Annotated in this window: 28 protein-coding genes; 14 read left to right on the top strand and 14 right to left on the bottom strand. The window is 71.5% G+C overall.

What is annotated here, in order from left to right; all coding sequences use genetic code 11:
* Window positions 1-96: 96 nt before the first annotated feature.
* The 4 genes from PV682_RS14750 (at window position 97) to PV682_RS14735 (ending at window position 3,947) form a co-directional block, all read left to right on the top strand.
* Complete coding sequence (locus PV682_RS14750; protein WP_407705669.1) at window positions 97-597, top strand: Lrp/AsnC family transcriptional regulator; 501 nt, start codon at window positions 97-99, stop codon at window positions 595-597.
* 131 nt (window positions 598-728) lie between these two features.
* Window positions 729-998, top strand: a complete 270-nt coding sequence (locus tag PV682_RS14745; protein ID WP_319729663.1) for a hypothetical protein — start codon at window positions 729-731, stop codon at window positions 996-998.
* Complete coding sequence (locus PV682_RS14740; RefSeq protein ID WP_319729662.1) at window positions 991-1,605, top strand: DUF6879 family protein; 615 nt, start codon at window positions 991-993, stop codon at window positions 1,603-1,605. The genes PV682_RS14745 and PV682_RS14740 overlap by 8 nt, the downstream gene beginning before the upstream one ends.
* Complete coding sequence (locus PV682_RS14735; protein ID WP_319729659.1) at window positions 1,602-3,947, top strand: ATP-binding protein; 2,346 nt, start codon at window positions 1,602-1,604, stop codon at window positions 3,945-3,947. The genes PV682_RS14740 and PV682_RS14735 overlap by 4 nt, the downstream gene beginning before the upstream one ends.
* Window positions 3,948-3,987: 40 nt before the next feature.
* Here PV682_RS14735 and PV682_RS14730 read toward each other — a convergent pair whose 3' ends face one another.
* Both PV682_RS14730 and PV682_RS14725 read right to left on the bottom strand, forming a co-directional pair.
* Window positions 3,988-4,830 (bottom strand): methionyl-tRNA formyltransferase, encoded by an 843-nt coding sequence (locus PV682_RS14730; protein WP_319729656.1) that lies wholly within the window; start codon window positions 4,828-4,830, stop codon window positions 3,988-3,990.
* A 50-nt stretch (window positions 4,831-4,880) separates the two neighbouring features.
* The gene (locus tag PV682_RS14725) at window positions 4,881-5,183 is read right to left on the bottom strand and encodes a hypothetical protein (protein WP_319729654.1); all 303 of its coding nucleotides are present in this window, start codon (window positions 5,181-5,183) and stop codon (window positions 4,881-4,883) included.
* A gap of 137 nt (window positions 5,184-5,320) precedes the next feature.
* Between PV682_RS14725 and PV682_RS14720 the strand changes: the two genes are divergently transcribed.
* Both PV682_RS14720 and PV682_RS14715 read left to right on the top strand, forming a co-directional pair.
* The gene (locus tag PV682_RS14720) at window positions 5,321-6,151 is read left to right on the top strand and encodes a helix-turn-helix domain-containing protein (protein ID WP_319729652.1); all 831 of its coding nucleotides are present in this window, start codon (window positions 5,321-5,323) and stop codon (window positions 6,149-6,151) included.
* Window positions 6,148-6,345, top strand: a complete 198-nt coding sequence (locus tag PV682_RS14715) for a DUF397 domain-containing protein (protein ID WP_319729650.1) — start codon at window positions 6,148-6,150, stop codon at window positions 6,343-6,345. The genes PV682_RS14720 and PV682_RS14715 overlap by 4 nt, the downstream gene beginning before the upstream one ends.
* Here the strand turns inward: PV682_RS14715 and PV682_RS14710 are convergent.
* From PV682_RS14710 to PV682_RS14695, 4 genes are all read right to left on the bottom strand, one after another.
* Entirely contained in the window at window positions 6,335-6,643 is a 309-nt protein-coding gene (locus tag PV682_RS14710) for a hypothetical protein (protein ID WP_319729648.1), read from the bottom strand. The genes PV682_RS14715 and PV682_RS14710 overlap by 11 nt on opposite strands.
* The gene (locus PV682_RS14705) at window positions 6,643-7,923 is read right to left on the bottom strand and encodes a hypothetical protein (RefSeq protein WP_319729646.1); all 1,281 of its coding nucleotides are present in this window, start codon (window positions 7,921-7,923) and stop codon (window positions 6,643-6,645) included. Before PV682_RS14705 ends, PV682_RS14710 begins: the two co-directional genes overlap by 1 nt.
* Window positions 7,924-7,953: 30 nt before the next feature.
* Entirely contained in the window at window positions 7,954-8,241 is a 288-nt protein-coding gene (locus tag PV682_RS14700; protein WP_319729644.1) for a hypothetical protein, read from the bottom strand.
* 263 nt (window positions 8,242-8,504) lie between these two features.
* The gene (locus PV682_RS14695) at window positions 8,505-8,837 is read right to left on the bottom strand and encodes an SH3 domain-containing protein (RefSeq protein ID WP_319729642.1); all 333 of its coding nucleotides are present in this window, start codon (window positions 8,835-8,837) and stop codon (window positions 8,505-8,507) included.
* Between the two features lie 335 nt (window positions 8,838-9,172).
* Between PV682_RS14695 and PV682_RS14690 the strand changes: the two genes are divergently transcribed.
* On the top strand, window positions 9,173-9,532 hold the full coding sequence (locus PV682_RS14690; protein WP_319729640.1) for a hypothetical protein: 360 nt from the start codon (window positions 9,173-9,175) through the stop codon (window positions 9,530-9,532).
* 19 nt (window positions 9,533-9,551) lie between these two features.
* Here the strand turns inward: PV682_RS14690 and PV682_RS14685 are convergent, their stop codons facing one another.
* The 3 genes from PV682_RS14685 to PV682_RS14675 all read right to left on the bottom strand — a co-directional run bounded on the left by PV682_RS14685 (window position 9,552) and on the right by PV682_RS14675 (window position 12,610).
* Complete coding sequence (locus PV682_RS14685; RefSeq protein ID WP_319729638.1) at window positions 9,552-10,316, bottom strand: VOC family protein; 765 nt, start codon at window positions 10,314-10,316, stop codon at window positions 9,552-9,554.
* A gap of 168 nt (window positions 10,317-10,484) precedes the next feature.
* Window positions 10,485-11,084, bottom strand: coding sequence for a TetR/AcrR family transcriptional regulator (locus tag PV682_RS14680; protein WP_319729635.1), 600 nt, complete (start codon window positions 11,082-11,084; stop codon window positions 10,485-10,487).
* Window positions 11,081-12,610: a 3-hydroxyacyl-CoA dehydrogenase gene (locus PV682_RS14675; protein ID WP_319729634.1), complete on the bottom strand. Its 1,530-nt coding sequence runs from the start codon at window positions 12,608-12,610 to the stop codon at window positions 11,081-11,083. The genes PV682_RS14680 and PV682_RS14675 overlap by 4 nt, the downstream gene beginning before the upstream one ends.
* A 171-nt stretch (window positions 12,611-12,781) precedes the next feature.
* Here PV682_RS14675 and paaN point away from each other — a divergent pair, with 171 nt between their 5' ends.
* Window positions 12,782-14,473: a phenylacetic acid degradation protein PaaN gene (gene paaN, locus PV682_RS14670; RefSeq protein ID WP_319729630.1), complete on the top strand. Its 1,692-nt coding sequence runs from the start codon at window positions 12,782-12,784 to the stop codon at window positions 14,471-14,473.
* A 5-nt stretch (window positions 14,474-14,478) separates the two neighbouring features.
* Here the strand turns inward: paaN and PV682_RS14665 are convergent, their stop codons facing one another.
* From PV682_RS14665 to PV682_RS14655, 3 genes are read right to left on the bottom strand one after another with little or no spacing between them, the layout of a single operon-like run.
* Complete coding sequence (locus PV682_RS14665) at window positions 14,479-15,297, bottom strand: TrmH family RNA methyltransferase (RefSeq protein ID WP_319729627.1); 819 nt, start codon at window positions 15,295-15,297, stop codon at window positions 14,479-14,481.
* Window positions 15,294-16,484, bottom strand: a complete 1,191-nt coding sequence (locus tag PV682_RS14660) for an HTTM domain-containing protein (protein ID WP_319729625.1) — start codon at window positions 16,482-16,484, stop codon at window positions 15,294-15,296. The genes PV682_RS14665 and PV682_RS14660 overlap by 4 nt, the downstream gene beginning before the upstream one ends.
* A complete protein-coding gene (locus tag PV682_RS14655; protein WP_319729623.1) occupies window positions 16,481-17,299 on the bottom strand; it encodes a DUF5819 family protein in 819 nt (272 codons plus the stop codon). Before PV682_RS14655 ends, PV682_RS14660 begins: the two co-directional genes overlap by 4 nt.
* 228 nt (window positions 17,300-17,527) lie before the next feature.
* Between PV682_RS14655 and paaA the strand changes: the two genes are divergently transcribed.
* The 6 genes from paaA to PV682_RS14625 all read left to right on the top strand — a co-directional run bounded on the left by paaA (window position 17,528) and on the right by PV682_RS14625 (window position 22,426).
* Window positions 17,528-18,529, top strand: coding sequence for a 1,2-phenylacetyl-CoA epoxidase subunit PaaA (gene paaA / locus PV682_RS14650; RefSeq protein WP_319729620.1), 1,002 nt, complete (start codon window positions 17,528-17,530; stop codon window positions 18,527-18,529).
* On the top strand, window positions 18,526-18,810 hold the full coding sequence (gene paaB, locus PV682_RS14645; protein WP_055724766.1) for a 1,2-phenylacetyl-CoA epoxidase subunit PaaB: 285 nt from the start codon (window positions 18,526-18,528) through the stop codon (window positions 18,808-18,810). The genes paaA and paaB overlap by 4 nt, the downstream gene beginning before the upstream one ends.
* Window positions 18,807-19,538, top strand: coding sequence for a 1,2-phenylacetyl-CoA epoxidase subunit PaaC (gene paaC / locus PV682_RS14640; RefSeq protein ID WP_319729617.1), 732 nt, complete (start codon window positions 18,807-18,809; stop codon window positions 19,536-19,538). Before paaB ends, paaC begins: the two co-directional genes overlap by 4 nt.
* Window positions 19,532-20,128 carry a 1,2-phenylacetyl-CoA epoxidase subunit PaaD gene (gene paaD, locus PV682_RS14635; protein ID WP_319729615.1) on the top strand — a complete coding sequence of 199 codons (597 nt, stop codon included), beginning with the start codon at window positions 19,532-19,534 and terminating at the stop codon, window positions 20,126-20,128. Before paaC ends, paaD begins: the two co-directional genes overlap by 7 nt.
* The gene (locus PV682_RS14630) at window positions 20,128-21,189 is read left to right on the top strand and encodes a 2Fe-2S iron-sulfur cluster-binding protein (protein WP_319729613.1); all 1,062 of its coding nucleotides are present in this window, start codon (window positions 20,128-20,130) and stop codon (window positions 21,187-21,189) included. The genes paaD and PV682_RS14630 overlap by 1 nt, the downstream gene beginning before the upstream one ends.
* 106 nt (window positions 21,190-21,295) lie before the next feature.
* Window positions 21,296-22,426 carry an acyl-CoA dehydrogenase family protein gene (locus PV682_RS14625; protein WP_319729610.1) on the top strand — a complete coding sequence of 377 codons (1,131 nt, stop codon included), beginning with the start codon at window positions 21,296-21,298 and terminating at the stop codon, window positions 22,424-22,426.
* 174 nt (window positions 22,427-22,600) lie between these two features.
* Here the strand turns inward: PV682_RS14625 and PV682_RS14620 are convergent, their stop codons facing one another.
* Window positions 22,601-22,930: a rhodanese-like domain-containing protein gene (locus PV682_RS14620; protein ID WP_193555239.1), complete on the bottom strand. Its 330-nt coding sequence runs from the start codon at window positions 22,928-22,930 to the stop codon at window positions 22,601-22,603.
* Between the two features lie 144 nt (window positions 22,931-23,074).
* The gene (locus tag PV682_RS14615; RefSeq protein ID WP_319729607.1) at window positions 23,075-23,878 is read right to left on the bottom strand and encodes a J domain-containing protein; all 804 of its coding nucleotides are present in this window, start codon (window positions 23,876-23,878) and stop codon (window positions 23,075-23,077) included.
* Window positions 23,879-24,118 lie beyond the last annotated feature (240 nt).

Below are 24,118 nucleotides of genomic sequence, written 5' to 3'. Positions count from 1 at the left end.
GCACAGTTTGGCTACGGGTGCCCTCAGGCTGTGGACAAACGGTTCTCCACAACCTGTGATGGACGCAGTACGTCCATGGTAGGGAGGCGGGGGGACATGGCACCTGAACAAATGGCCGAAAACCCGGAAACCGGAACCCCGCTTCCGCCCGCGCGCCCGCTGGACGCGATCGACCACGACATCCTGCGCATGCTCCAGTCCGACGGCCGCGCCTCGATCCGCTCCGTCGCGGAACGGGTCCACGTCTCGCGCGCGAACGCGTACGCCCGCATCAACCGCCTGGTGGAGGACGGCGTCATCCGGGGCTTCGGCGCCCGCGTGGACCACGAACGCGCCGGCCAGGGCACCAGCGCGTACATCACCCTGAAAATCGTCCAGAACTCCTGGCGCACGGTCCGCGAACAACTCCGCCGACTCCCCGGCGCCTCCCACATCGCCCTGGTGGGCGGCGACTTCGACGTCCTCCTCCTGGTCCACACCCCCGACAACAGGGCCCTGCGAGAACTCGTCCTGACCCGCCTCCAGGGCATCCCCGAGGTCCTCAGCAGCCGCACCCTGCTGGTCTTCGAGGAGGAGGACCTCGAACCGCAGGTGTGAGGGTCACGCAATTCCCCCCACCTCCGGCCGAACCTCGCCCGTCCACCGGCCGAAATAAATCCGGTGACAATCCCCGCCCGAGTGGCTACTCTGAGTGACATTCTCGTCGCGTTCGGAGTTGAGGAGGGGCCATGGGGCAGAGGTGGGAAGCCGATCCGGGGGCGGGGTTCGTCCGGCGGCTCGGGAAGTCTTCGCACGAGTTGGGGCAGACGTCGGGAAACGCGAGCTGTCCGGACATGTGGGAGCTGGAGAACGGGGACGTCGCGGTCATCGGCGCAGATCTGACGAGGGCGTACGAAGGGCGGCTGCCGGACGGGGTCAGTGTCGACCCCGGCGAGCGTCTGGTCGTCGTTCCACGGGCGACGATCCTCGCGGCGAAGGCGGACATCCCGGATGAGTAGCCTGCTCGACGGCGCCGAGGGCGAGCGCATGGAACTGGGCGCCTACTACGCCGACTTCGAGAAGCACTTCTGGAACAGCGCGGGCCCGGGTTTCTGGAAGCTGGAGCGGCAGCAGACGTTCAGGGAGCCCGGCTACGACAGCTGGGAGGCGTTCGCGCGAGGCGACTGGGCCGAGGCGCTGCGGCTGCTGGAGGCTGGCCGCGCGGACATGGCGGAGTACCACCGGAGGATCACCCGCCACGGCTTCACGGCCCGCCGCGTCCGCATCGTGGAGGAGCCCCTCAGCGCGTACATGCAGTGGGAGCTGCACGCCCTGCGCATCCGCGACGAGTGCGGCGGCCCCACCCGGGTCCTCGCGGCGGACCAGGTGACGCGTTTCGAGGACACGGGCCCGCTCCCGGAGATCTACACGCTGGGCGCGCAGGTGATGTACGAGGCGGTGTACGACGACCGGGGCGTCCTGGAATCCGCGCGAAAGTTCACCGACCCGCACCTCATCGAGCGCTGCCGGACGTTCATCAAGTCCCTGTACGACACCGCCGAACCCCTCGCGCCCTGGTTCGACACCCACGTCTCCGCCCTCCCGCCCCCAGAGGCCCAGCCGTGAACGACACCACGGAGAACCGCTTCGAGGGCTCGGCCTCGGCACACACGGTCGTCCAGGCGGGAGACGTCCACGGCGGGGTGCACGTCCACCAGCCCCTGCCCGCCCCCACCCTCGTACCCCACCAACTCCGCGGTGTCGTCCGCCACTTCGTGAACCGGACGGAGGAACAGTCCCGCCTGGACATGCTGATGACGGACGGCGAACCGCACGCCGTACGCGTCGCGGCGATCACCGGCACCGCCGGGGTCGGCAAGACCTCGCTCGCCCTGTACTGGTCCCACAGCGTCCGCTCGCACTTCCCGGACGGCGAGCTGTACGCGGACCTGCGCGGGTACACGGCCGGGTGCCCGGCGTCGCCGGGTGAGATCCTCGGCCGTTTCCTGGAAGACCTCGGTGTCCCCGCCGCGCACGTGTCGGCCGGGCACGAGCGCAGGGAGACGATGTTCCGCTCCCTGCTCGCGGGCCGCCGCATGCTGATGCTCCTCGACAACGCGGCGGACAGCGCGCAGGTGCGCCCGCTGCTCCCGGCCGCCCCCGGCTGCCTCACGGTGGTGACGAGCCGGGACGACCTGTCGGGTCTGGTCGCCCGGGAGGGCGCCCTGCGCCTGGAGGTGACGGCGTTCCCGGCGACGGACTCGGTGGAGCTGCTGCGCGCGGCCACCGCCGGTTACCGCACCCGTGACCGGCGCGGCGACCTCGCGACGCTGGCGCGCCTGTGCGCGGGACTTCCGCTGGCGCTGCGGATCGCCGCCGAGCGTGCGGCGGGCCGTCCGTCGATGCCCCTGCGCGAGCTGATCGCCGACCTGCGGGACAGGAACGTCCTGACGACGGAGGCCGAGGAGGGGTCCGACGCGATGCACAGCGTGTTCGAGTGGTCGTACCAGGCGTTGCCCGCACCGGCGGCCCGGCTGTTCCGGCTGCTCGGCCTGCACCCGGGCGGCGAGTTCGGCGTCCCGGCCGTGGCGGCGCTCGCCGACGACGAACCCGCGCGCGTGGCGGCGGGGCTGGAGACCCTCGTCCGCGCGCACCTGCTGGAGCGGCGCCCAGCGGGCCGCTACGGCTTCCACGACCTGCTGCGCGCGTACGCGGCCGAGCGCGCCCGGCGGGAGGAGACCGGGACGGACGAGATCCTCGGGCGCTGCCTCGCCTGGTACCTGCACACCGCGTACGCCGCGCAGTGCGCGCTGGCGCCGTACGACCGGTACGACCTGGACGACCGTGTCCCCGCGCCCGCGACGGCCCTGCGGTTCGACGGCCACCGCTCCGCGTACGCCTGGTACCGCGCGGAGAGCGCCAACCTCGTCACCGCCACCCGGGCCGCCGCCGACGCCGGGTTCCCGGAGATCGCCTGGCGGCTCGCGGTGACCCTGCGCGCGGTGTACATGCACCACAACGCGTTCGACGACTGGGAGACGACCGCGCGGATCGGCCTCGACAGCGCCGTACGCGCGCGGGAACCGGTCGGCGAGGCGGAGTCGCTGGAGAACCTCGGCCGGGTCGCCTTCCAGGCGCTGCGGCTCGACGAGGCCGAGGAGCACCATCGCGCGGCGCTCGCCGTCCGTGAGCGCGCGGGGGACCTCCGAGGGACGGCGGTCTCCGTCAACGCGCTGGGCCTGATCGAGCTGCGCCGCCGTCGGCTCGACGCGGCCCGGTCGTACTTCGCGCGCAGCGCCGGGATCTTCGGCGGACTCGGCGACCGCCGCTGGAGCGCGCTGCTGCGGAGCAACCTCGCGGAGACGCTGTGCGAACTGGGCCGGGGCGCGGAGGCGGCGGCGATCGTCGAGCGGGCGCTGACCGACTTCCGCGAGCTGGAGGACCGGTTCGGGGAGGGCAACGCGCTGTTCCTGCTGAGCTGGGCGCGGCGGGTGTCCGGCGATCCCGACGCGGCCGGGCGCGCGATCGGGGACGCCCTCGTGATCGCCACGGGCGAGGACAACCAGGTGTGGCGCGGGCACTGGTTGGCGGAGGCGGCGAGGGTCGAGCGGGCGCGGGGGAAACCGGAGGGGGCGTTGCGGCTGTTCCGGGAGTCGGCGGGCGTACAGCGGAAGTTGGGGGACGTGGGGCGGGAGGCCGTCGCGTTGGACGGGGCGGGGGAGGTGTGCCGGGAACTGGGCAGGTACGAGGAGGCGGTGAGGCTGCATCGGCGGGCTGTGGGAGCGTTTCGGGGGGTGGACGCGCGGTGGCAGTTGGCTGGGGCGTTGGAGCATCTGGCGGATGCGCTGGGGGCGGTCGGCGAGGACGGAGCGGCGGGGGCTGCGCGGGAGGAGGCGGGGGTTCTGCGCGGGGGCGGCGAGCTGGGCGGCAGTGGCCAAGGGGGTGAGGGTCTTGATGACGATGGCTGAGCGCACCGGGGAAAGTGCCGTGGCGGTGACGGGGCGCCGGTCAGCCGTCCCCTGGCGTCGCGGGTTCCGACGCGGTGATCCATACCGGTCCGTCGGCGCAGTCCAGGCGCGGGCCGTCCGTCGGGGTGGGGCTGGTGCGGAGGATCTTCAGGGGGCGGCCGTTCACCGTGGCGACGGGGCCGAGGTGAGGGCCCATGAAGTGGAACGTCCGTACCTGGTCGTGCACTTCGCGCGCGGTCCTCGTCACGTCGACGACCGAGAACTCCGGCTCCATCAGGCCCGCGTAACTGGCGCCTTCCATGGGCTGAGGGTCGCCCGGTTCCCGTACCCGCCCCAGGGCCGTGCCGAGCAACTCGCGGATCACCGGGGCCAGTTCGGGCCACAGGGTCTGCGGGGTCACGTCGTCCGCCAGCGGGACCCCGTCCCGTTGTGCCAGCACCGGGCCCGTGTCGAAGTCCTCGTCCATGCGGTGGACGGTCACACCGAGGTGCGGGTCACCGTTGCGGATCGCCCACAACACCGGCGCCGGGCCACGGTACTTGGGGAGCAGCGAGCAGTGGATGTTCAGGACGCCGTACGCCGGGATGCTCAGCACCGGCCTCGGCAGGCGCCACGAGAAGCCGTAACAGACGACGAGGTCGAGCGCGTACCCCGTCAGCGCCGTACCCAACCCCTCCGGGCTGCCCGGCAGCAGCAGGTCCACCCCGGCGGGCAGCGCGGCGGTGATCCGTCCCACCGCGTCCGCCGCTCCCTCGTCCGTCGGCGAACTCGGGCGCATCGAGCGGGAGTAGGCGTACACGAGGGGTTCGTGCCCCGCCTCGACGCACGTCTCGTGCAGAGCGGTGAACTCCGCGGGGCCGAAGGAGATGAGGCCGATACGCATACGCCCCACCCTATCGACACGCTGAGTAAGCGCCAGGTGACCTACCGCGCTCACGCCTCCGGCGAGATCCGCGCGCCCCTGCTGACGGCGACGAGCAGCACGTCCGCGAGGCACTCCGTGGCCCGCCCCAGCGCGAACCGCACGGCGCCCTCCCCGGCCTCGCCGTCCGCGAGCACCTCCTTCGCGCCGGCCAGCACCTCCTTGCCGTTCGTGAGGTGCGTGTCCTCGATGTCGTCGGCGAGGAGGGAGAGGCGGCTCTGGTTGTTGTCGGTGCGGAGATAACAGGGCTTGCCGTCGGGGCTGGTCCAGGGGAGGAGGCGCATGCCGGGGAGGGGGGCGGGGAGTTCGCGCATCGGGGTTCCGATCGGGTTGCTGGTGTGGGGATTTGGCGAGCGGTGTCACCGTTTGTGTCTCGATGGTCACTGAAGTCTCCTACGCTGCGGAAGGGGGCGGCTGTTGACTGGCCCGCCCGTCAATGAGGAGGGGTGATATGGCCGAACAGCACGACAAAGCGCCGGACCCGGATTCAGGTCGGGGCGTGCTCGCCCAGTTGCTCAAGTTCCTTCGGGAGAAGGCGGGCAAGTCGCTGACGCAGCTCGCGGAGGAGACGGGGTACGAGCGGAGTTACCTCAACCGGCTGGAGAACGGATACCGGTTGTCCAAGCTGCCCGTCATGGAGGACCTGGACCGGTACTACGGGACCGGGGATCTGCTGGTCAAACAGTGGAAGTTCGCTCAACTCGACTCGTTCAAGGACCAGTACAAGGAGTACATGAAGCGGGAGGCGACCGCACGGGTCATCTGGATGTTCACACCAGGTGTGCCAGGGCTGTTGCAGACCGAGGACTTCGCCCGGGAGTCGTTGTCCTGGCTTCGGACAACCTCGGAGGACGACGACATGTTCGAGGTCCAGGTCGCAGCACGGCTCGGGCGGCAGTACCTGCTCCAGCAGAAGCCGCGCCCCAACGTCCGGATCGTCATGGACGAGTACGCGCTCAGGCGCCCCGCTGCCGTACCGAAGACCTGGCGGGACCAACTGTGCCGCATCGAGGCGGTCGCGATGTGGCCGAACGTGACGTTCCAGGTGCTGCCGTTCTCCGTCGGCGTGCACCACCACATGGAGGGTTCGCTGACCTTGCTCTGGCAGAAGGACAGCAGCAGTGTCGCCTACGTAGAGGGCAACGCCGTGGGCAAGTTGACCGAAGATCCGGACGAGGTCCTACGGCACCGCTTGTCCTACGATCGGCTCCGAGACCTGGCGTCGTCCCCGTCGGACTCGCTTGCGTTTCTCAGAAACGTCATGGAGGAGCACGAAGCATGAACCACACCCCCGACCTCAGCGCTGCCACCTGGCGCAAGTCGACCTACAGCGACGGGGGAGCCAACAACTGCCTTGAGGTCGCCGACGGTTACGCCCCCGTCGTCCCCGTCCGGGACAGCAAGACCCCCTCCGCCCCCGCGCTCCTCTTCACCACCCCCACCTGGTCCGCCTTCGTGCACCACCTCAAGCGCTGAGCCACCGCACGCCCGCGACCGCACCCGCCAGCAGCACCGGAAGAAGCCACCACCACGGCACAGCCCTCCGTACCCAAGGCACCAGCCACAGCCCTCCGGCAGCCCCGGCAGCCCCGACCGTGACGACGCACGACAGGACGATCCCGGCGTACGCGTCGTCGTCCCAGGTGCCGGACGGGCTGATGGTCAGGGCCGTCCAGCAGAAGTACGCGGCGATGAGGGTGAGCCCGGCGAGGGGAACGGCAAGGACGAACCGGAGACAGCCGCGGTCGTCGTCCACAGGGGAGGAGCTGGTCATCAGCGCAGTGCGTTCCTTGCCTCGTCCAGGTTGTTCGTGAAGCCGCGCCCGTAGGACTGGGCGTCGTCGGTCTCCCAGTACGGCCCACCGTTGTAGCGTGCCGCGAGTTCCTGGTACTGGGCCGGTGTCATCTCCTCGGCCGGCACGTCGGCGAACTCGCTCTCCGCCTTGAGCTGGGCCAGGTATTCCGAGGCGATGAAGATGTTCTGCGCCGGGTCCTGCAACGCCTGTTCCACCATGCCGCGCTGCTGGTCGGTGAGGTGTCCGGGGTCGTATCCGAGCACTTCGGCGCCTCGCCGCACCTGGATCGCGATGGGCCCCATGGACGTGTTGTCGGGGTCACCTCCGAGGCGCCACGGCAAGCTCTCCGGAGCGATCGGGCTTAGGGGAGAGTCCGCCTGTTCGCGGATGGTGTCGGTCATGTCGTCCAGGATGCCGGGCTGTCCACCGATCTCCTGCCATGCGATACCGGCGACCATGTCCGGCGGCAGCCCCGAGTTCCGCGCGGCGGCCTTGATGATCTCCTTGTTCGCCGAGATCCAGTCGGCTCGCTCCTGAGCGTCGGCGGGAGGGCTCCAATAACTGTCCTTCGCTGCGGGAAGGCCTGCGACCTGAAGACGGATGTCACGCAAGGTCGGAGAGACGATGGCGTCCCCAGCGAGGGGGGAGTAGTCCTGCTTGGGGCCGCTGCCGGGCAGCCGTGTCAGCGGGTTCCTGCTCGCCTCGGCAGCTTCCCGCCGCAGTTCCGGGATCGCCGAGAGGATGTCCACACGTTGGACGAAGCCCATCCGGAAGTCGGGCAGCAGGTCGTACGCCTGCTTGAGCTCGTGTACGCAGATCTCCCGCGCCTCGTGCTCCGTGATCTTCGCCAGGTGGAAGTCCCCGCCCGCAGCGTCGTGCAGCCGGTTCGCGTCGTCACGGATGTCGTCGACATCCATGGTCAGTTCGGCGAAGAAATCCATGACGCCCGTGGTGGCCCGCATGTCCTCCCACTGCCGCATCGGCTCCGCTTCCTGGGCCTCGCGGGTGATCGCCGTGCCAATGGTATGGATCAGGTCAGCGAGAGCCTGCTCGGCGGCCTTGCCGTTGGCGTAGTGGGCCTTGGCGACCTCCAGCGCGAACGCGTAGCCGCGCAGGGCACCGGCGGCCTTGCCGTACCCCTCCGCGAGCTGTGCGATCAGTCTGCGACCCTCTGTGAGCCGGGCCTCGTAGTGCTGGCTGCCCTCGCTCTCCCACCGCGTGTGTTTCTCAGCCCGTTCGGCGGAGGGATCGATGGACACAGACGTCCTTGCGGTGGCTGATGCCGCTGCTCATCGCGCCTCCGGGGCGACGTACTGGCCGTACTCGAGAACGCTGTCGAGGAAACGGAGAGCCGTGTCGTCGTCGACCTTCACGAAGTCGCTGCCGGCCGTTCTCAAGCGGGTGGCCAGCGCCGCGAACAGGGCGACGGCGTCCAAGTACTGATCATCGGCGAAGCCGGCGATCTCGATCAGCAGATTCGCGTTGCCGTTGATCGACGTGGCGTCAGCCACCAAGGACCCGGCAGCGGGGACACCGCTCGCCCCGCCTCCGTCAGCCGGTAGCTGGTCGATCCGCATGCCGGTCCGGCTCCGAGCCAAGGCATCGGCCTTCAACTGGGCCCATTCCTCTTCGAAAGACAACCTGTTCCCCCTCCAGTTCGTCACGACCGATGATATGGATGGCCAAGAAGACGGGCACGAGGTGAACCGGCCCACGCGAACGGCCGGGCTCCCTCACGCAAGGCGGTCAGGAACCCGGCCGTACCGGGCGGCGCATGTGTGCCGGATGCGGCTAAGTCACCCTCGACGCACCGGAGTTCGTACGCGATCCAGCGGGCGGATCACTTCTCCACAGGGTTCAGCAGCGAGTACTTGACCCACCCCGTCTTCCCCTTGTTCGCCCCGCTCGTCACCTTGCCGTAGCTCCAGACGTAGTCCTTCGTGCAGTACTCGGTGAAGCCGACGCCCGTCGCGAGGATGCCGAGGGACGTGTAGCTGGTGCCAGGCCCGCTGCGGAGGTTGACGGACGTCGACGCTTCCTTGGTCTGCGTCACGACGAGGTTGCACGCGGAGGGGAGGGACGCCGCCGAGGCGGCCGGGGCGGTGAGGAACGCGCCGCCGAGGATCACGGCGGAAGCGGCGGCCGTTGCCGCGATTTGCCGAACGATACGCACTTTTCGTCTCCTTGGGTCATCGACCGAGGGCTGAAGTTGCGCCGGCTCGGGGGACGCACAGCGCGTGGCGCGCGAACACTTCTTCGCACGCGCGAAAGCAGGCCCTAGCCAATCACACGAGTGATCTTTCGGCCAACATCGCTCTGTACGAGGGCCCTTGACGTGGCCGAAACCCCAACTCGCGGCAGATTCAGAGGTTTTCGCATCGCAAAGCGAATCTTGGGTGCTAGCGTGATACGCAACAACATGAAAAAGGCCCCACCAGGGCCCGGAGTGCTGTCAACACTCCGCTGGTGAGGCCGTGACGACAACCACTCTCAGAAGGATCTGTCGCCGTGCGCCAGTCTATCGCGCGCGCCATTTTGGCGTCCCTGTGTACCCTGCTCTCCCTTCTCCTCCCGGCCCGAGGCCAGCGCCGCAAGCCGTGCCAGGCGGCCCCCGCACCGGCCCCCGCCCCCGAGCCCGTCATCCCCGTGAGCCCTTGGGCCCGCCCGTGGACCAGCATCAGCAAAGAAGAAGCCGCCGAGATCTTCCGCCTCCAGGCGGAACGGCACCAACAGGCCGAGGCCGCCTGGGAGTTGCGCCTCCAGTGGGAGCGCAGGCAAGCCGCGACCCTCGCGACGATGGGCATCGACTACCCGTACACGTACGACGGCGCCCCCTTCGACGCCGCCTCGTTCAGGACGAGCGCGTGAACCGGGTGCCCCAACTGCCTTACATCGGGACGGGTTTGATCATCGCGAAGACCCCGCCCTGGGGGTCGGTGACGACCGTCATCCGTCCGGCGATCATGTCGAACGGCGGCGCGAGGACGCTGCCGCCGCCGCGCACGAGCGCGTCGACGGTCGAGTCGACGTCGTCGACGGAGAAGTAGGTCAGCCAGTGCGCGGGCGTGCCGGGCGGGTCGTTGGCGAGCAGCGTGACGCCACCGACCGCCCGGCCGCCGATACGGAACTCCCAGTACTCGGCGCCTTCGAACGGCACGATCTCGGCGCCGAACACCGCGCCGTAGAAGTCGGTCGCGCCGGACACGTCGCTGGTGTGCAGCTCGTTCCAGGTGAGCGCGCCGGGTTCGTTGACGATCTGCGCGCCGCCGAACCGCCCGGCCTGCCAGACGCCGAAGACGGCGCCCTGCGGATCGGCGGCGATGAGCATCCGGCCGAGGTCGCCGACGTCCATGACGGGGGCGAGTACGGCACCCCCGGCTGCGACGATCTTCTCCTGAGTGCCCTCGGCGTCGTCGCTGGCGAGGTAGCCGGTCCACACGACCGGCGCCTCGGGGGCCGTCCGGGGCCCGATCCCGGCGACGGCCTTGCCGCGCAGCTCGCAGACGGCGTACCCGCCGAACTCGGCGGGCCCAGCCGTCCCCTGCCACCCGAACAGGTCCCGGTAGAAGTCGAGCGCGGCCTGCTGATCGGCGGCCATGAGATCGACCCAGCAGGGGGTTCCGGCCGCGTACGGGGTGGTCACTTCCGACATGGTTCGCCCTTCGTTGACCGTTTCTGTCCGAAACAGGCTCCCGACGGACATCGAGAATCGGTCACCCGACACGCCGCGCAACCGCCCACTCTCTCGCATGGCCGACCAGGAGGTCCGGTACTCGGCCCGTTCCTCGGCCGACCGCACAGCCGGTGCGCCTGATCGACCTCAAGCGGTAGCGCCGCCCCCGCGCAGCCCCTCGAACACCAGCCGCGTCACCGCGTCCGCGACTTCGCGCTCCCCCACGCCCCGCCCGTCGGGCCGGTACCACTCCACGATGGAGTTGATCATCCCGAAGGCGAGGCGGGTGGCGAGGCGGACGTCGATGTCGGTGCGGACGTCGCCTTCAAGGGATGCCGATCTGAGCAACTCGGCGACCCTGTGGTCGAACTCGCGGCGGCGTTCCAGGGCCCAGCGCTCGGTGTCCGTGTTACCGCGAACACGGAGAAGAAGCGTCACATACGGAAGCTCGGTGATCAGAACGCCGACCATACGGCGGACGACGTGTTCAAGCCGGTCGATCGCACGTCCCGCGCGCGCGGACTCCTCGTCGAGGATCGCGAAGAGGCCGTCCAGCGCGCGGCTGACGGCCCGCTGGAGGAGTTCCTCCTTCCCGGCGACGTGGTGGTAGATCGAGGACTTGGAGATGCCGGCGGCCTTGGAGAGGTGCTCCATGGACGTGCCGTCGTACCCGCGCTCGTTGAAGACCCGGACGGCGACGGACAGCAGCGATTCGGGCGTGTACGTGTCGCGCTTGGCGGTGGTCATGACGTGCTCCCCTCGCGCTTGTCGGAGGCGTACGCGTGCCGGTAGAGCGCGAGGGAGGGCGCGTACCGCCCGGAGGGATCGCGCAGGTGCAGGTCGTCCAGCAGGTCGTACGCCCACTCGCGGCCGAGGCGGCGGCTCCATTCGAAGGGCCCCAGCGGATAGTTGACGCCGAGCCGCATCGCCGTGTCGATGTCCTCCTCGGTGGCGACGCCCTTGGCGACCGCGTCGTGCGCGAGGTCGACGATCCGCGCGACCGTACGGGCGACGATCATCCCGGGGACGTCGCCGAGGACGCTGACGGCCTTGCCGAGCGCCTGGAAGAGGCCGATCGCCTCGGAGAGGGTCTGCGGGGAGGTGTCCTGGGACGCGGACAGGGCGATGCGGGTGGCCTTGCGGTAGTCGAGGGCGAGGTCGAAGTAGACGACGTCGCGGAACTCGACGGAGGTCTGCCCGTCGGCGAGCGCGAGCTGACCGCCGCTGGGCAGGACGAGCCGGGTGCCGCGGTCCTCGTCCTCCTGACGGACCTGGATGCCCGCCTCGCGGATCAGCGGGAGGAGGTCGGCCGCGGGGCCCAGGTCGCCCTCGGCGACGACGTAGGCGGGCGCCTGGGCGGGTTCCGCGGTGTGCGGCTCGGACCGCCCGGCGGCACCGCCGTCGGCGTCGGCGTAGTCGTACCAGCCGTGCCCGGTCTTGCGGCCGAGACGGCCCGACTCGACGAGACGGCGCTGCGCGAGGGACGGCGCGAACCGGACGTCCTGGAAGAACGCCTTCCACACGGAGTGCGTCACCGACTCGTTGACGTCCTGCCCGATCAGGTCGGTCAGTTCGAAGGCGCCCATCCGGAAACCGCCGCACTCGCGCAGGACGGCGTCGATGGTCGCCGGGTCCGCGCCCTGCGCCTCGTACACGGCGAACGCCTCGCCGTAGAAGGGCCGCGCGATCCGGTTGACGATGAACCCGGGCGTGTCCGCGCAGGCGACCGGATTCTTCCCCCACGCGCGGGCGGTCTCGTACGCGCGCGTGGCCGACGACACGTCGGTGGCGAACCCGGAGACGACCTCGACGAGCGGCAGCAGCGGCGCCGGGTTGAAGAAGTGCAGGCCCACGAAGCGCCCGGGGTGGCGCAGCGCGCCGCCGATCGCGGTGACCGACAGGGACGAGGTGTTGGTGGCGAGCAGACAGTCGTCCGCGACGACGTCCTCCAGCGCGCGCAGCAGTTCCTGCTTGACGTCCAGCCGCTCCAGGACGGCCTCGACGACGAGCGCGCAGTCCGCGAGCCCGGCGAGGTCCGGTACGGCCGTCAGGCGCGCGCGGGCGGCGTCCCGGTCGGCCGCGGTGAGGCGGTCCTTCTCGACGAGCCGGTCGAGGCGGGCGCCGATCGCCTCGGCGGCCTCCTGCGCGCGTCCCGGCACCGTGTCGTGCAGCCGTACGGGGTGCCCGGCGACCAGGGCGACCTGGGCGATGCCCTGGCCCATGGTCCCGGCGCCGACGACGGCGACAGGGCTGCTGAGGTCGAGTGCTGTCATGTGCGCGATCCTCCCGCACGGGGTTTTCCACAGATGCGGCAGGCCCCCTTGTCCCGACCGATCGTTCGGTTACTCTAGCGGTGACCGGCTGTTCCTGCCCAGACACGCGGTGCGGGGGGAGCCGGGGCGAAGCCGCAGTCGCGTTCTCGACCTACCAGGAGTTGGTCCCGCATGGCCGCCGAACTCACCGCCGCCGACCTCTTGGCCCGGCACCGTCCCACCCTCGACCAGGCGCTGGAAGCGATCCGCACGCGCGCGTACTGGTCCCCCCACCCCGAGCACCCCAAGGCGTACGGCGAGAACGGCAGCCTGGACCTCGCGGCGGGCAAGGCGGCGTACGACGCCCTGCTGAACACCCGCTTCGACCTGGACCAGCCCGGTACGGACGACTGGGTGGGCACCGAAGTCTCCCCGTACGGGCCCGAGTTGGGCATCACGTACCCGCACGCGGACGCGGACGTCCTGCTCCCGGCGATGAAGGCGGGCCAGAAGGCGTGGCGGGACGCGGGCGCGGAGGTGCGCGCGGTGGTCTCGCTGGAGATCCTCAAGCGCATCTCGGACCGCAGCCACGAGTTCGCGCACGCGGTGATGCACACCTCCGGCCAGGCGTTCATGATGGCGTTCCAGGCGGGCGGCCCGCACGCGCAGGACCGCGGCCTGGAGGCGGTGGCGTACGCGTACGCGGAGCAGATCCGCACGCCGGGCACCGCGGAGTGGTCCAAGCCGCAGGGCAAGCGCGACCCGCTGGAGCTGCACAAGGCGTTCACGCCCGTCCCGCGCGGGATCGGCCTGGTCATCGGCTGCAACACGTTCCCGACGTGGAACGGCTTCCCGGGCCTGTTCGCGTCCCTGGCGACCGGCAACGCGGTCCTGGTGAAGCCGCACCCGCGCGCGGTCCTCCCGCTCGCGCTGACCGTGCGCATCGCGCGCGAGGTCCTCGCGGAGGCGGGCTTCGACCCGAACCTCGTCGCGCTCGCCGCCGAACGCCCCGGCGAGGGCATCGCGAAGACCCTCGCGACGCGCCCCGAGATCCGCATCGTCGACTACACGGGCTCGACGGAGTTCGGGGACTGGCTGGAGGCCAACGCCCGCCAGGCGCAGGTCTACACCGAGAAGGCCGGCGTCAACACGGTGATCGTCGACTCCACGGCGAACTACAAGGGCATGCTCGCCAACCTGGCGTTCTCCCTGTCCCTGTACAGCGGCCAGATGTGCACCACCCCGCAGAACCTGCTGATCCCGCGCGACGGCATCGGCACGGACGAGGGACTCAAGTCGTACGACGACGTCGTCGCCGACCTCGCGCGCGCGGTGGACGGGCTGCTCGGCGACGACGCCCGCGCGAACGGGCTCCTGGGCGCGCTGGTCAACCCGGACGTCAAGGCCCGTCTGGAGGCCGCCGCCGCCCTCGGCGAGGTCGCCCTCGCCTCCCGCGCGGTCGCCAACCCGGAGTTCCCCGACGCGGTCGTCCGCACGCCCCTGATCGTCAAGCTCGACGGCACCAAGCCGGACGCCGAGGCCGCCTACCTCAGCGAGTGCTTCGGCCCCGTCTCCTTCGCCGTCGCCGTCGACTCCTCGCTCGACGCGGTCGCGCTCCTGAAGCGCACGATCCGCGAGAAGGGCGCGATGACGGTCGGCGCGTACACGACCGACGCGGGCGTGGAGGCGGCCATCGAGGAGGCGTGCCTGGAGGAGGCCGCACAGCTCTCCCTGAACCTCACCGGAGGCGTCTACGTCAACCAGACGGCCGCGTTCTCCGACTTCCACGGCTCGGGCGGCAACCCGGCGGCCAACGCGGCCCTGACGGACGGCGCCTTCGTGGCGAACCGGTTCAGGGTGGTGGAGGTCCGGCGAGAGGGCTAAGGCGTTCAGGAGCCCTGAGACCCGCCCGCGCTCCAGTGGTACAGCGTCATCGCCACGCTCGTGGCGAGGTTGTAGCTGGACACCTGGGGGCGCATCGGCAGGGACAGCAAGTGGTCCGTACGTGCGCGCAGGTCGGCTGACAGGCCGCTGCGTTCCGAGCCGAACGCGAGGACGGCGTCGTCCGGGAGCTTCACGCCCCGGATGTCGTCGCCCTCCGCGTCGAACGCGAACACCGGGCCCGGCGGCAGCTCGGAGACCTCCAGGCGCTCGACCGCCGTCGCGAAGTGCAGTCCGGCTCCGCCGCGCACGACCGTGGGGTGCCAGGGGTCCAGCGTGCCCGTCGTGACGACGCCCGTCGCGCCGAAACCGGCGGCCAGGCGGATCACGGCGCCCGCGTTGCCGAGGTTGCGGGGGTTGTCGAGGACCACGACGGGGGTCGTGCGGGGGAGGGCCGCCAGCGCCGCGAGGTTCGCCGCGCGGGAGCGCCGTACGGCCAGGGCCGCGACGCCCGTCGGGTGGGGGCGGGGGACCAGCGCGCGGTACTCCTCCGGGGTGACCTCCCTCAGCAGCTCCGCCAGCGGCTCGCGGACGTCCGGGGCGAGGTCGTCCGCGAGGGCCAGGGCGGCGGCCCGGTCGGTGGCCACCGCGAGGGGGACCCGCGCGGAGAAGCGCAGGGCGTGCTTGAGGGCGTGGAAGCCGTCCAGGAGGACCGCGCCGTCGCCGTCGTTGTTGTCGCCGTCGCCGTCGCCGTCGCCGGGGAGTGCTGTGCCGTCGGGGAGTGCTGCGGTACCGGCGAGGCGGTGCCAGGCGGCCAGGTCGGTCATGCGGTCGAGCCTACGTGCACTTTTCTGTCCGTATCGACGTCCCTTTCGGCGTCCGTCCGTGACCGGACCGAGCCTCCCCGCACGCGTGCCGCCTTCGCGCCGACCCACAGCAGGAACGCCGTCGGCAGGAACACCGCGTCCGTCGCGATCATCGCCAGCGAGAAGAACGGCAGCCCCAGGACGACCGCGATCGCCGCGTGCTCCATCATCATCATCGCCAGCAGGACGTTCTTGACGCGCCGGTTGAACAGGGTGAACGGGAACGCGACCTGCGCGATGACCGTCCCGTACGTCGCGATCATCACCAGCGTGCCGCTCGCCGCGAGGACGTCCGCGAGCGCCGGCCACGGCGAGAACGAGTCCAGCTGGAGCGGGTAGTACACGGCCGTACCGTCCTGCCAGCGCGAGCCCTGGATCTTGTACCAGCCCGCCGTCGCGTAGATCAGGCACGCCTCCGCCATCACGACCATCAGCGCGCCGTTGTGCAGCACGTTCCCCGTGATGTCGCACAGGGCCCGCAGCTCGCCCGCACGGCGTGCCGCGAACCACCACACGCCCTGCGCGGCCCACACGGCCCACAGGAGCGCCGGGACGAACCACTCGCCGTCCGTCAGCCACCCCGCGCCCGTCGCGACGGCCAGCGTGCCGCCCAGGACGACCCACAGCGCCGGGCCCACCCACTCACCGCGCACGCGCTCCCCACGCGCGCGTGCCTCCTGCATACGACACTCCCTGCGCGCGTCCAGCGACCACACGCGCGCGCAACGCGTGAACACCAGGTAGATCGACATCAGGTGCAGGACGTTGTCGCCGCCGTCGCCCATGAAGACGCTGCGGTTCTGGAGCGACAGGACACCGACCATGAAGACGACCGACATCGCGCGCGTGTGCCAGCCGACGAGGAGCAGCGCCCCCGAGATCAGCGCCAGGAAGTACACGACCTCGAACCACGCGCGCGCGTCCGACCACATCAGCACCGTGAACGCGCCGTTGACGTCGATCAGACGGCGGCCCAGCTGCCAGCTCCACGGGCCGTCCGGGCCGTACAGCTCCGTACGGTTGGGGATCTCGCGCAGCAGGAACAGCAGCCAGGTGGCGCTGAACCCGATGCGTATGACGGCGCTCTGGTACGGGCCCAGCGCGGACTCCGTCACCCGGGCGAGGCCCTTCGCGACGACCGTGTTCACTTCACTCCCCCGTTCGCCTCGGCGGCGGGCACCCGCCACCAGGGCAGCACCCTGAACGTCGGCTGCGTCGACACCTTCTCGTCACTCCACTTCGGGGGCGCGACGTTCGACGTCCGCGACCTCACCTGCACGCGCGCGAGGGTGCCGCCTTCCCTGACCGTCCCTCCCCGCTCCAGCCTCATCACGACGATCCGCCGCAGGTACTCCTCCGACAGCGCGCCCCTCATCCCGACGGCACGGTTGTCGTTGTCGTGCGTCCCGGTGAAGAAGTCCCAGGCCCGCCGCAGCTCGTTCTGCTGCGTATGGCTGGGCAGCAGATTCCCGTCGATCGCCCGCCCGTCCGCCGCCGACAGATCGAACCACCCCGTCGTCCGGTACCCCCCATCCGACGACCGCACCTCCGCCCTCACCTGCACCGCGATGTCCTGCTGCAACGGGTTCGGCGCGAACAGCTTCCAGTTCTGCTCGAACTCCGGGTACACCCAGTCGTCGACCGCCCGCGCGTGCTGCTTGCTGACGGTGTTCGAGGGCGCCACGTGCAGAAAAACCATCCCGATGTGCACGAGGGCCACGGCGGCCGTCAGCGCCACGACACCGGCGACGGCTATCTGAGTACGGAGGGAGAGGGCGGCCAGCCGGGTGGGGGGTACGGCGCCGTCGGGCGCGGCGGGGTCGGGGGCGGGGGGCTCTGTGCCGGGGGCGTCGTCAGGTCCGTGCCGGTCCGCCGAGCCGGTACCCGACGCCTCGGCGTCCGCGTCCACCTGTTCCAGCGGGTCCTCCTGTGACCCGCGCGAAGCGTCGTCACGCGTGTTCATTGCGCCCCGTTTCCGGTGGTTCAGGTCTGGGTGTCGGGTGGCCGTCAGGGGAACGGCTCCACGGCACGGTACTCAGGCGGTGGGACGGGCGCAGCCTTCGGGGCCGGGTGAGGGTGGTCCGGGAGTTGTCCACAGGGGTTATCCACAGCGGTTGACACGGGTCGGCAGGGGTTTCATCCTGGAATTCGACGGACCGAACGATCGGTCGGGATAGGTGAGGGGGATCGGATGGCGACAGTGGCCTCAGCGGCGGCAGCGGAGCGGCGCGCGCCGGACGGGCGGTCCGGGGACGACGGCGACCGCCGGCGCCTCTTCGACGCGGCCGTGGCGGCGGACGACCGCATCGAGCCGCGCGACTGGATGCCGGACGCGTACCGGGCGACGCTCGTGCGGCAGATCGCCCAGCACGCGCACTCGGAGATCATCGGCATGCAGCCGGAGGCGAACTGGATCACCCGGGCGCCCTCCCTGCGCCGCAAGGCGATCCTGATGGCGAAGGTGCAGGACGAGGCGGGCCACGGCCTGTACCTGTACAGCGCGGCGGAGACGCTGGGCGCGAGCCGCGACGAGCTGCTCGACAAGCTCCACACGGGCCGCCAGAAGTACTCCTCGATCTTCAACTACCCCACTCTGACCTGGGCGGACGTAGGGGCGATCGGCTGGCTGGTGGACGGCGCGGCGATCACGAACCAGGTCCCCCTGTGCCGCTGCTCGTACGGCCCGTACGCCCGCGCGATGGTCCGCGTCTGCAAGGAGGAGTCGTTCCACCAGCGCCAGGGATACGAACTGCTGCTGGCGCTGAGCAACGGCACGAGCGAACAGCACGCGATGGCGCAGGACGCGGTGGACCGCTGGTGGTGGCCGTCCCTGATGATGTTCGGCCCGCCGGACGACGAGTCGGCGCACTCCGCGCAGTCGATGGCCTGGAAGATCAAGCGCCACTCGAACGACGAACTGCGCCAGCGCTTCGTGGACATCTGCGTCCCCCAGGCCGAGTCCCTGGGCCTCACCCTCCCGGACCCGGACCTGCGGTGGAACGAGGAGCGGGGCCACCACGACTTCGGCCCGATCGACTGGACGGAGTTCAAGGAGGTCCTGAAGGGCAACGGCCCGTGCAACGAGCAGCGCATCACCCAGCGCAGGAAGGCCCACGAGGCCGGCGCCTGGGTGCGGGAAGCGGCGGCGGCCCACGCCGCGAAGCACACCGGCGAGACAGGAGCCCGCGCATGACCACCGACTGGCCCCTCTGGGAGGTCTTCGTCCGCTCCCGCCGCGGCCTCGCCCACACCCACGCGGGCAGCCTCCACGCGCCGGACGCGGAACTGGCCCTGCGCAACGCCCGCGACCTGTACACCCGCCGCGGCGAGGGCGTCTCCATCTGGGTCGTCCCCTCCGCCGAGATCACCGCCTCCTCCCCCGACGAGAAGGACCCCTTCTTCGACCCGTCCGCCGACAAGCCCTACCGCCACCCGACGTTCTACGAGATCCCGGAAGGGGTGAAGCACCTGTGACCCCGCCCCGTACGGCCCGCCCGCCCGCACCCCCTGCGCTCGCCCTCGGCGACGACGCGCTGATCCTCTCCCACCGCCTCGGCGAGTGGATGGGCCACGCCCCGGTCCTGGAGGAGGAGCTGGCCCTCGCGAACATCGCCCTCGACCTCCTCGGCCAGGCCCGCGTCCTCCTCTCGCTGGTCGGCGACGAGGACGAACTGGCCTACCTCCGCGAGGAGCGCGCCTTCCGCAACGTCCAGCTCGTGGAGCAGCCCAACGGCGACTTCGCGCACACGATCGCCCGCCAGCTCTACTTCTCGACGTACCAGCACCTCCTGTACGGGGAACTCGCGCGCGGGGAGGGCGAGTTCACCGGTCTCGCCGCGAAGGCCGTCAAGGAGACCGCCTACCACCGCGACCACGCCGAGCAGTGGACGCTGCGCCTGGGCGACGGCACGGACGAGAGCCACGCGCGGATGCGCACGGCGTGCGAGGCGCTGTGGCGGTTCACCGGCGAGCTGTTCGAGCCGGTGGAGGGCCTCGGCGTCGACCCGGGGCCGCTGGAGTCGGCGTGGCGGACCTCGGTCGAGGAGGTCCTCACCCGCGCCGGGCTGCCCGTCCCGGAGGGTCCGCGCACCGGCGCGTGGCGGGCGGGCGCGGGTCGGCAGGGCCTGCACACGGAGTCGTTCGGCCGGATGCTCGCGGAGATGCAGCACCTGCACCGCAGCCACCCGGGGGCGTCATGGTGACGGCCCTGGAGGAGAGGCTCCTCGCGGTCGCGGGCGCGGTCCCCGACCCCGAGCTGCCGGTCCTGACCCTCCGGGAACTCGGCGTGGTCCGCGCGGTGCACGTCCAGGAGGCGGGCGCGGTCGAGGTCGACCTCACCCCGACGTACACGGGCTGCCCGGCGGTCGAGACGATGTCCGCCGACATCGAACGGGCCCTGCGCGCGGAGGGCGTCCGCGAGGTGACCGTCCGCCGGGTCCTCGCCCCCGCGTGGTCGACGGACGACATCACGGAGGAAGGCCGCCGCAAACTGCGGGAGTTCGGGATCGCGCCGCCGCGCGTGAGGGCCGGCGCGGGACCGGTTCCGGTGAGCCTGGGCGCGACGCGCGGGGCAGCGGCGGCGCCGGCTGCGGGTGCGGCTGCGGCTGTGGGTGCGGCTGCGGAAGAACGCCCGCCGCGCGAGACCCCGGCGGACTCGCCGGACGACGTCCCGTGCCCCCACTGCGGCTCCCCCGACACCGAGTTGCTGAGCCGGTTCTCGTCCACCGCCTGCAAGGCGCTGCGCCGCTGCCGGTCCTGTCTCGAACCCTTCGACCACTTCAAGGAGTTGTGATGGCCCGCTTCCACGCGCTCCGGGTGACCGAGGTGGAGCCGTTGACGGACGACTCCGTGGCGCTGACGTTCGCGGTGCCGCCGGAGCTGCGGGAGGCGTACCGGCACGCCGCCGGCCAGCATCTGGCGCTGCGGCGGCGGGTGGACGGCGAGGAGATCCGGCGTACGTACTCGATCTGTTCGCAGGCGCCGGAGCCGGGCGGGGAGGGGCCGCGGGCGTTGCGGGTGGGGGTGCGGCTGGTGGAGGGGGGCGCGTTCTCGACGTACGCGCTCAAGGAGATCGCCGCCGGGGACGAGGTGGAGGTCATGACCCCGGCCGGGCGGTTCACGCTGGAACCGGCGCCAGGGCTGTACGCGGCGGTCGTCGGGGGCAGCGGGATCACGCCCGTGCTGTCGATCGCCTCGACGCTCCTCGCGCGGGAGCCCGCCGCCCGGTTCTGCCTGGTGCGCGGCGACCGTACGGCGGCGTCGACGATGTTCCTGGAGGAGGTGGCCGACCTCAAGGACCGCTACCCGGACCGGTTCCAGCTGGTGACGGCGCTGTCGCGGGAGGAGCAGCAGGCGGGGCTGCCGTCCGGGCGGCTGGACCGGGAGCGGCTGGTCTCACTGCTCCCGGCGCTGCTGCCGGTGGAGGCGGTGGCCGGGTGGTTCCTGTGCGGGCCGTTCGGGCTGGTGACCGGCGCGGAGCAGGCGCTGCGTGCGCTGGGGGTGCCGCGCGAGCGGGTCCACCAGGAGATCTTCCACGTGGCCGACGCGCCCGCCCCGGCCCGGCCGGCCGCGCCCGCGCACAGCACGCTCACGGCCCGCCTGGACGGCCGTTCCGGTACCTGGCCCGTCCAGGACGGGGAGTCGCTGCTGGAGACGGTCCTGCGGGTGCGGCCCGACGCGCCGTACGCCTGCAAGGGCGGGGTGTGCGGGACCTGCCGGGCGTTCCTCGTCTCCGGGGAGGTGCGGATGGACCGCAACTTCGCGCTGGAGCCGGAGGAGACGGAGGCGGGGTACGTGCTGGCGTGCCAGTCGCACCCGGTGACGGAGGGGGTGGAGGTGGACTTCGACAGGTGACCATGTGACCGGCCTCGCGGCCGTGCGGGCGTTCCCTTCTTCTAGAACCTGTTCTATCTTGACGGACCGTCAGATCCGAGTGTGACCCCGTCGGGAGGACCAGGCCGTGGACTTCACGTTCAGCGAGGAGCAGCAGGCGGCGGCCGAGGCGGCGCGCGGGGTGTTCGCGGGCGTGGCGCCCGACGCGGTGCCGTCACCGGCGAAGACCCAGGGGCGGCCGGTCGCCGAGGGGTTCGACCGGGAGCTGTGGGCGAAGCTCGCCGACGCGGACCTGCTGAGCCTGCTGCTCGACGAGGAGTACGGCGGGGCCGGGCTCGACGCCGTCGCGCTCTGCCTGGTGCTGCGGGAGGCGGGGAAGGTGCTCGCGCGGGTGCCGTTGCTGGAGAGCGTCGCCGCGTCGGCCGCGATCCAGGCGTACGGGTCCGCCGCGCTGAAGGAGGCGGTGCTCGCGTCGGCCGGGCGGGGCGAGACGGTGCTGACCGTCGCCGCGCACGGGCGCACGGGCCACGACGGGGCCGAACTCGCCGTCGCCGCGCGGCGGGAGGGGGCGGGGTGGGTGCTCGACGGGGTGCAGACGGTGGTGCCGTGGGCGTTCGACGCGGACCTCGTCGTCGTCCCCGCGCACGTGGGCGACGGGCGGAGCGTGCTGGCCGTCGTGCCCGTCGGGGACGCCGCGCTCGGGGAGCAGGTCTCGACCGCCGGGGAACGGGTGGGGGAGGTGCGGCTGGAGTCCGTGCGGGTCGCGGGGGAGTACGTCGTGGAGGGGGAGGGGGCCTGGGAGTGGCTGTGGGGGGTGCTGGCGGTCGGGACCTGCGCGGTGGCCTCCGGCCTGGGGGAGCGGGTGCTGCGGATGACCGCGGACTACGCGTCGAAGCGGGAGCAGTTCGGGCATCCCATCGCCACGTTCCAGGCGGTCGCCGTGCAGGCCGCGGACCGGTACATCGACCTCCGCGCCATGGAAGCGACCCTCTGGCAGGCCGCCTGGCGCATCGCCTCCGGCACCCGGGGGGCGCTGCCCGTCGCCGGGGACGTGGCGGTCGCGAAGGTGTGGGCCGCGGAGGGGGTGCGGAGGGTCGTGCAGACGGCTCAGCATCTGCACGGGGGGTTCGGGGCCGACGCGGACTACTCGCTGCACCGGTATCACGCCTGGGCGAAGCAGGTCGAGCTGTCGCTGGGGGCGGCGGGCGGGCACGAGGAGGCGTTGGGGGAGTTGCTGGGGGCGTATTCGTTGGGGTGAGGCGTAGGGGGGTGCCGGGGGTGTTGTGTGGCAGGTGCGGGTGCGTTGTGGCTGGTCGCGCCCACGCGGCGGAGCCGCAAATCGACACAGCCCCGCGCCCCTAAAAGACATCCGGCTCGCCGTGGGAAACATGCACCCCGGTGGGCGTTCCGGCGCCCCCTGTCCCGGACGTGCTCAGACCACCGTGCCCGGGTCCCCCGACGGGCGTACCACCGGCCTGCCCTCGGCCTCCCACGCCTGCATGCCGCCGATGACGTTCACCGCGTCGATGCCCTGCTGGACGAGGTACGCGGTGACCTGGGCCGAGCGTCCGCCCGAGCGGCAGATGACGTTGACGCGGGCGTCCTGCGGGGCCGCCTCGGTCAACTCGCCGTAGCGGGCCACGAAGTCGCTCATGGGGATGTGCAGGGCACCGGCGGCATGGCCCGCCTGCCACTCGTCGTCCTCACGGACGTCCAGCAGGAAGTCGCCGTCCTTGAGGTCCGCGACCTCGACCGTGGGCACACCAGCTCCGAAACTCATGCCCCGACGCTACCCGAACCGCGCCGCGGCCCGCCCCGTACCCATCGCCCGCGCGGGCGGGCGCCGACGCGCCTCCCCCGGCCCGCACCGGAACCTTCACCTCAGCCACACCGACCGGCACACCGGCTAGCCCAGCAACGCCGCCAGTTCCCGCTCCCGGTTCGCCACGTCCGCCAGCAGTTGCTCGGCGATCTCCTCCAGCAGGCGGTCCGGGTCGTCCGGCGCCAGCTTCAGCATGGAGCCGATCGCGCTGTCCTCCAGCTCCTTCGCGAGCACCGCCAGCATCTCCTTGCGCTGGGCTAGCCATTCGAGGCGGGCGTAGAGGACGTCGCCGGGGGCGGGTTCGCGTTCCGGGGGGACCGGGCCCGCGGCCCACTCCTCGGCGAGCTCGCGGAGCAGGGCCTCGTCGCCACGGGCGTACGCGGCGTTCACCCGCGTGATGAACTCCTCGCGGCGGAGCCGTTCCGCGTCCTCCTGTGCGAGGTCGGGGTGGGCCTTGCGGGCGAGGTCGCGGTAGAGCTTGCGGGCCTCGTCGCTGGGGCGGACCCGCTCCGGGGGGCGCACGGGCTGCTCCGTCAGCATCGCCACCGCCTCCGGGAACAGGCCGTCGCCGTCCATCCAGCCGTGGAACAGCTCCTCCACGCCCGGCATCGGCATCACCCGCGCCCGCGCCTCCGCCGCGATCCGTACGTCCTCCGGGTCGCCGGTGCGCGCGGCCCTCGCCTCCGCGATCTGCGCGTCCAGTTCGTCGAGGCGGGCGTACATCGGGCCCAGCTTCTGGTGGTGCAGCCGGGAGAAGTTGTCGACCTCCACCCGGAAGGTCTCCACGGCGATCTCGAACTCGATCAGCGCCTGCTCGGCGGCCCGCACGGCCTGCGCGAGCCGCTCCTCGGGCCGCGCCGGCTCAGCTTCAGCTTCGGGGGTCGTCACCCGCCCAGCGTAATCGCTCCGCTGAGGGCGCCGGGTGAGCGCGGGGGCTGGGGCGGGTTCGGTGGGTGGGTGGTGTCGGTGATGGGGTGGGTGCGGGTTAGTGGGGGGCTGGGGTGGGGGCGTTGTCGCTTGCCCGCGCTGGCGGGGTGCCTCCCCCAAGCTCTTCGAGCAGGGGGGACCCCCAGCCCACCCGTGCCGCCCCATGGGGGTACCTCCCAGGCCTTTCGGGCACTGGGGGAG

It is taken from the genome of Streptomyces niveiscabiei, from assembly GCF_033794345.1.
GTDB classification, from domain to species: domain Bacteria; phylum Actinomycetota; class Actinomycetes; order Streptomycetales; family Streptomycetaceae; genus Streptomyces; species Streptomyces niveiscabiei.
This window is presented reverse-complemented; position numbering and strand designations above follow the sequence as displayed.

What these genes read in the sequence shown, in the direction of transcription:
- PV682_RS14750 (WP_407705669.1), top strand. Translation starts at nt 97, where the DNA reads ATGGCACCTGAACAAATGGCCGAAAACCCGGAAACCGGAACCCCGCTT.
- PV682_RS14745 (WP_319729663.1), top strand. Translation starts at nt 729, where the DNA reads ATGGGGCAGAGGTGGGAAGCCGATCCGGGGGCGGGGTTCGTCCGGCGG.
- PV682_RS14740 (WP_319729662.1), top strand. Translation starts at nt 991, where the DNA reads ATGAGTAGCCTGCTCGACGGCGCCGAGGGCGAGCGCATGGAACTGGGC.
- PV682_RS14730 (WP_319729656.1), bottom strand. Translation starts at nt 4,830, where the DNA reads ATGCGTATCGGCCTCATCTCCTTCGGCCCCGCGGAGTTCACCGCTCTG.
- PV682_RS14725 (WP_319729654.1), bottom strand. Translation starts at nt 5,183, where the DNA reads ATGCGCGAACTCCCCGCCCCCCTCCCCGGCATGCGCCTCCTCCCCTGG.
- PV682_RS14720 (WP_319729652.1), top strand. Translation starts at nt 5,321, where the DNA reads ATGGCCGAACAGCACGACAAAGCGCCGGACCCGGATTCAGGTCGGGGC.
- PV682_RS14715 (WP_319729650.1), top strand. Translation starts at nt 6,148, where the DNA reads ATGAACCACACCCCCGACCTCAGCGCTGCCACCTGGCGCAAGTCGACC.
- PV682_RS14710 (WP_319729648.1), bottom strand. Translation starts at nt 6,643, where the DNA reads ATGACCAGCTCCTCCCCTGTGGACGACGACCGCGGCTGTCTCCGGTTC.
- PV682_RS14700 (WP_319729644.1), bottom strand. Translation starts at nt 8,241, where the DNA reads ATGCGGATCGACCAGCTACCGGCTGACGGAGGCGGGGCGAGCGGTGTC.
- PV682_RS14685 (WP_319729638.1), bottom strand. Translation starts at nt 10,316, where the DNA reads ATGTCGGAAGTGACCACCCCGTACGCGGCCGGAACCCCCTGCTGGGTC.
- PV682_RS14680 (WP_319729635.1), bottom strand. Translation starts at nt 11,084, where the DNA reads ATGACCACCGCCAAGCGCGACACGTACACGCCCGAATCGCTGCTGTCC.
- PV682_RS14675 (WP_319729634.1), bottom strand. Translation starts at nt 12,610, where the DNA reads ATGACAGCACTCGACCTCAGCAGCCCTGTCGCCGTCGTCGGCGCCGGG.
- paaN (WP_319729630.1), top strand. Translation starts at nt 12,782, where the DNA reads ATGGCCGCCGAACTCACCGCCGCCGACCTCTTGGCCCGGCACCGTCCC.
- PV682_RS14665 (WP_319729627.1), bottom strand. Translation starts at nt 15,297, where the DNA reads ATGACCGACCTGGCCGCCTGGCACCGCCTCGCCGGTACCGCAGCACTC.
- PV682_RS14655 (WP_319729623.1), bottom strand. Translation starts at nt 17,299, where the DNA reads ATGAACACGCGTGACGACGCTTCGCGCGGGTCACAGGAGGACCCGCTG.
- paaA (WP_319729620.1), top strand. Translation starts at nt 17,528, where the DNA reads ATGGCGACAGTGGCCTCAGCGGCGGCAGCGGAGCGGCGCGCGCCGGAC.
- paaB (WP_055724766.1), top strand. Translation starts at nt 18,526, where the DNA reads ATGACCACCGACTGGCCCCTCTGGGAGGTCTTCGTCCGCTCCCGCCGC.
- paaD (WP_319729615.1), top strand. Translation starts at nt 19,532, where the DNA reads ATGGTGACGGCCCTGGAGGAGAGGCTCCTCGCGGTCGCGGGCGCGGTC.
- PV682_RS14630 (WP_319729613.1), top strand. Translation starts at nt 20,128, where the DNA reads ATGGCCCGCTTCCACGCGCTCCGGGTGACCGAGGTGGAGCCGTTGACG.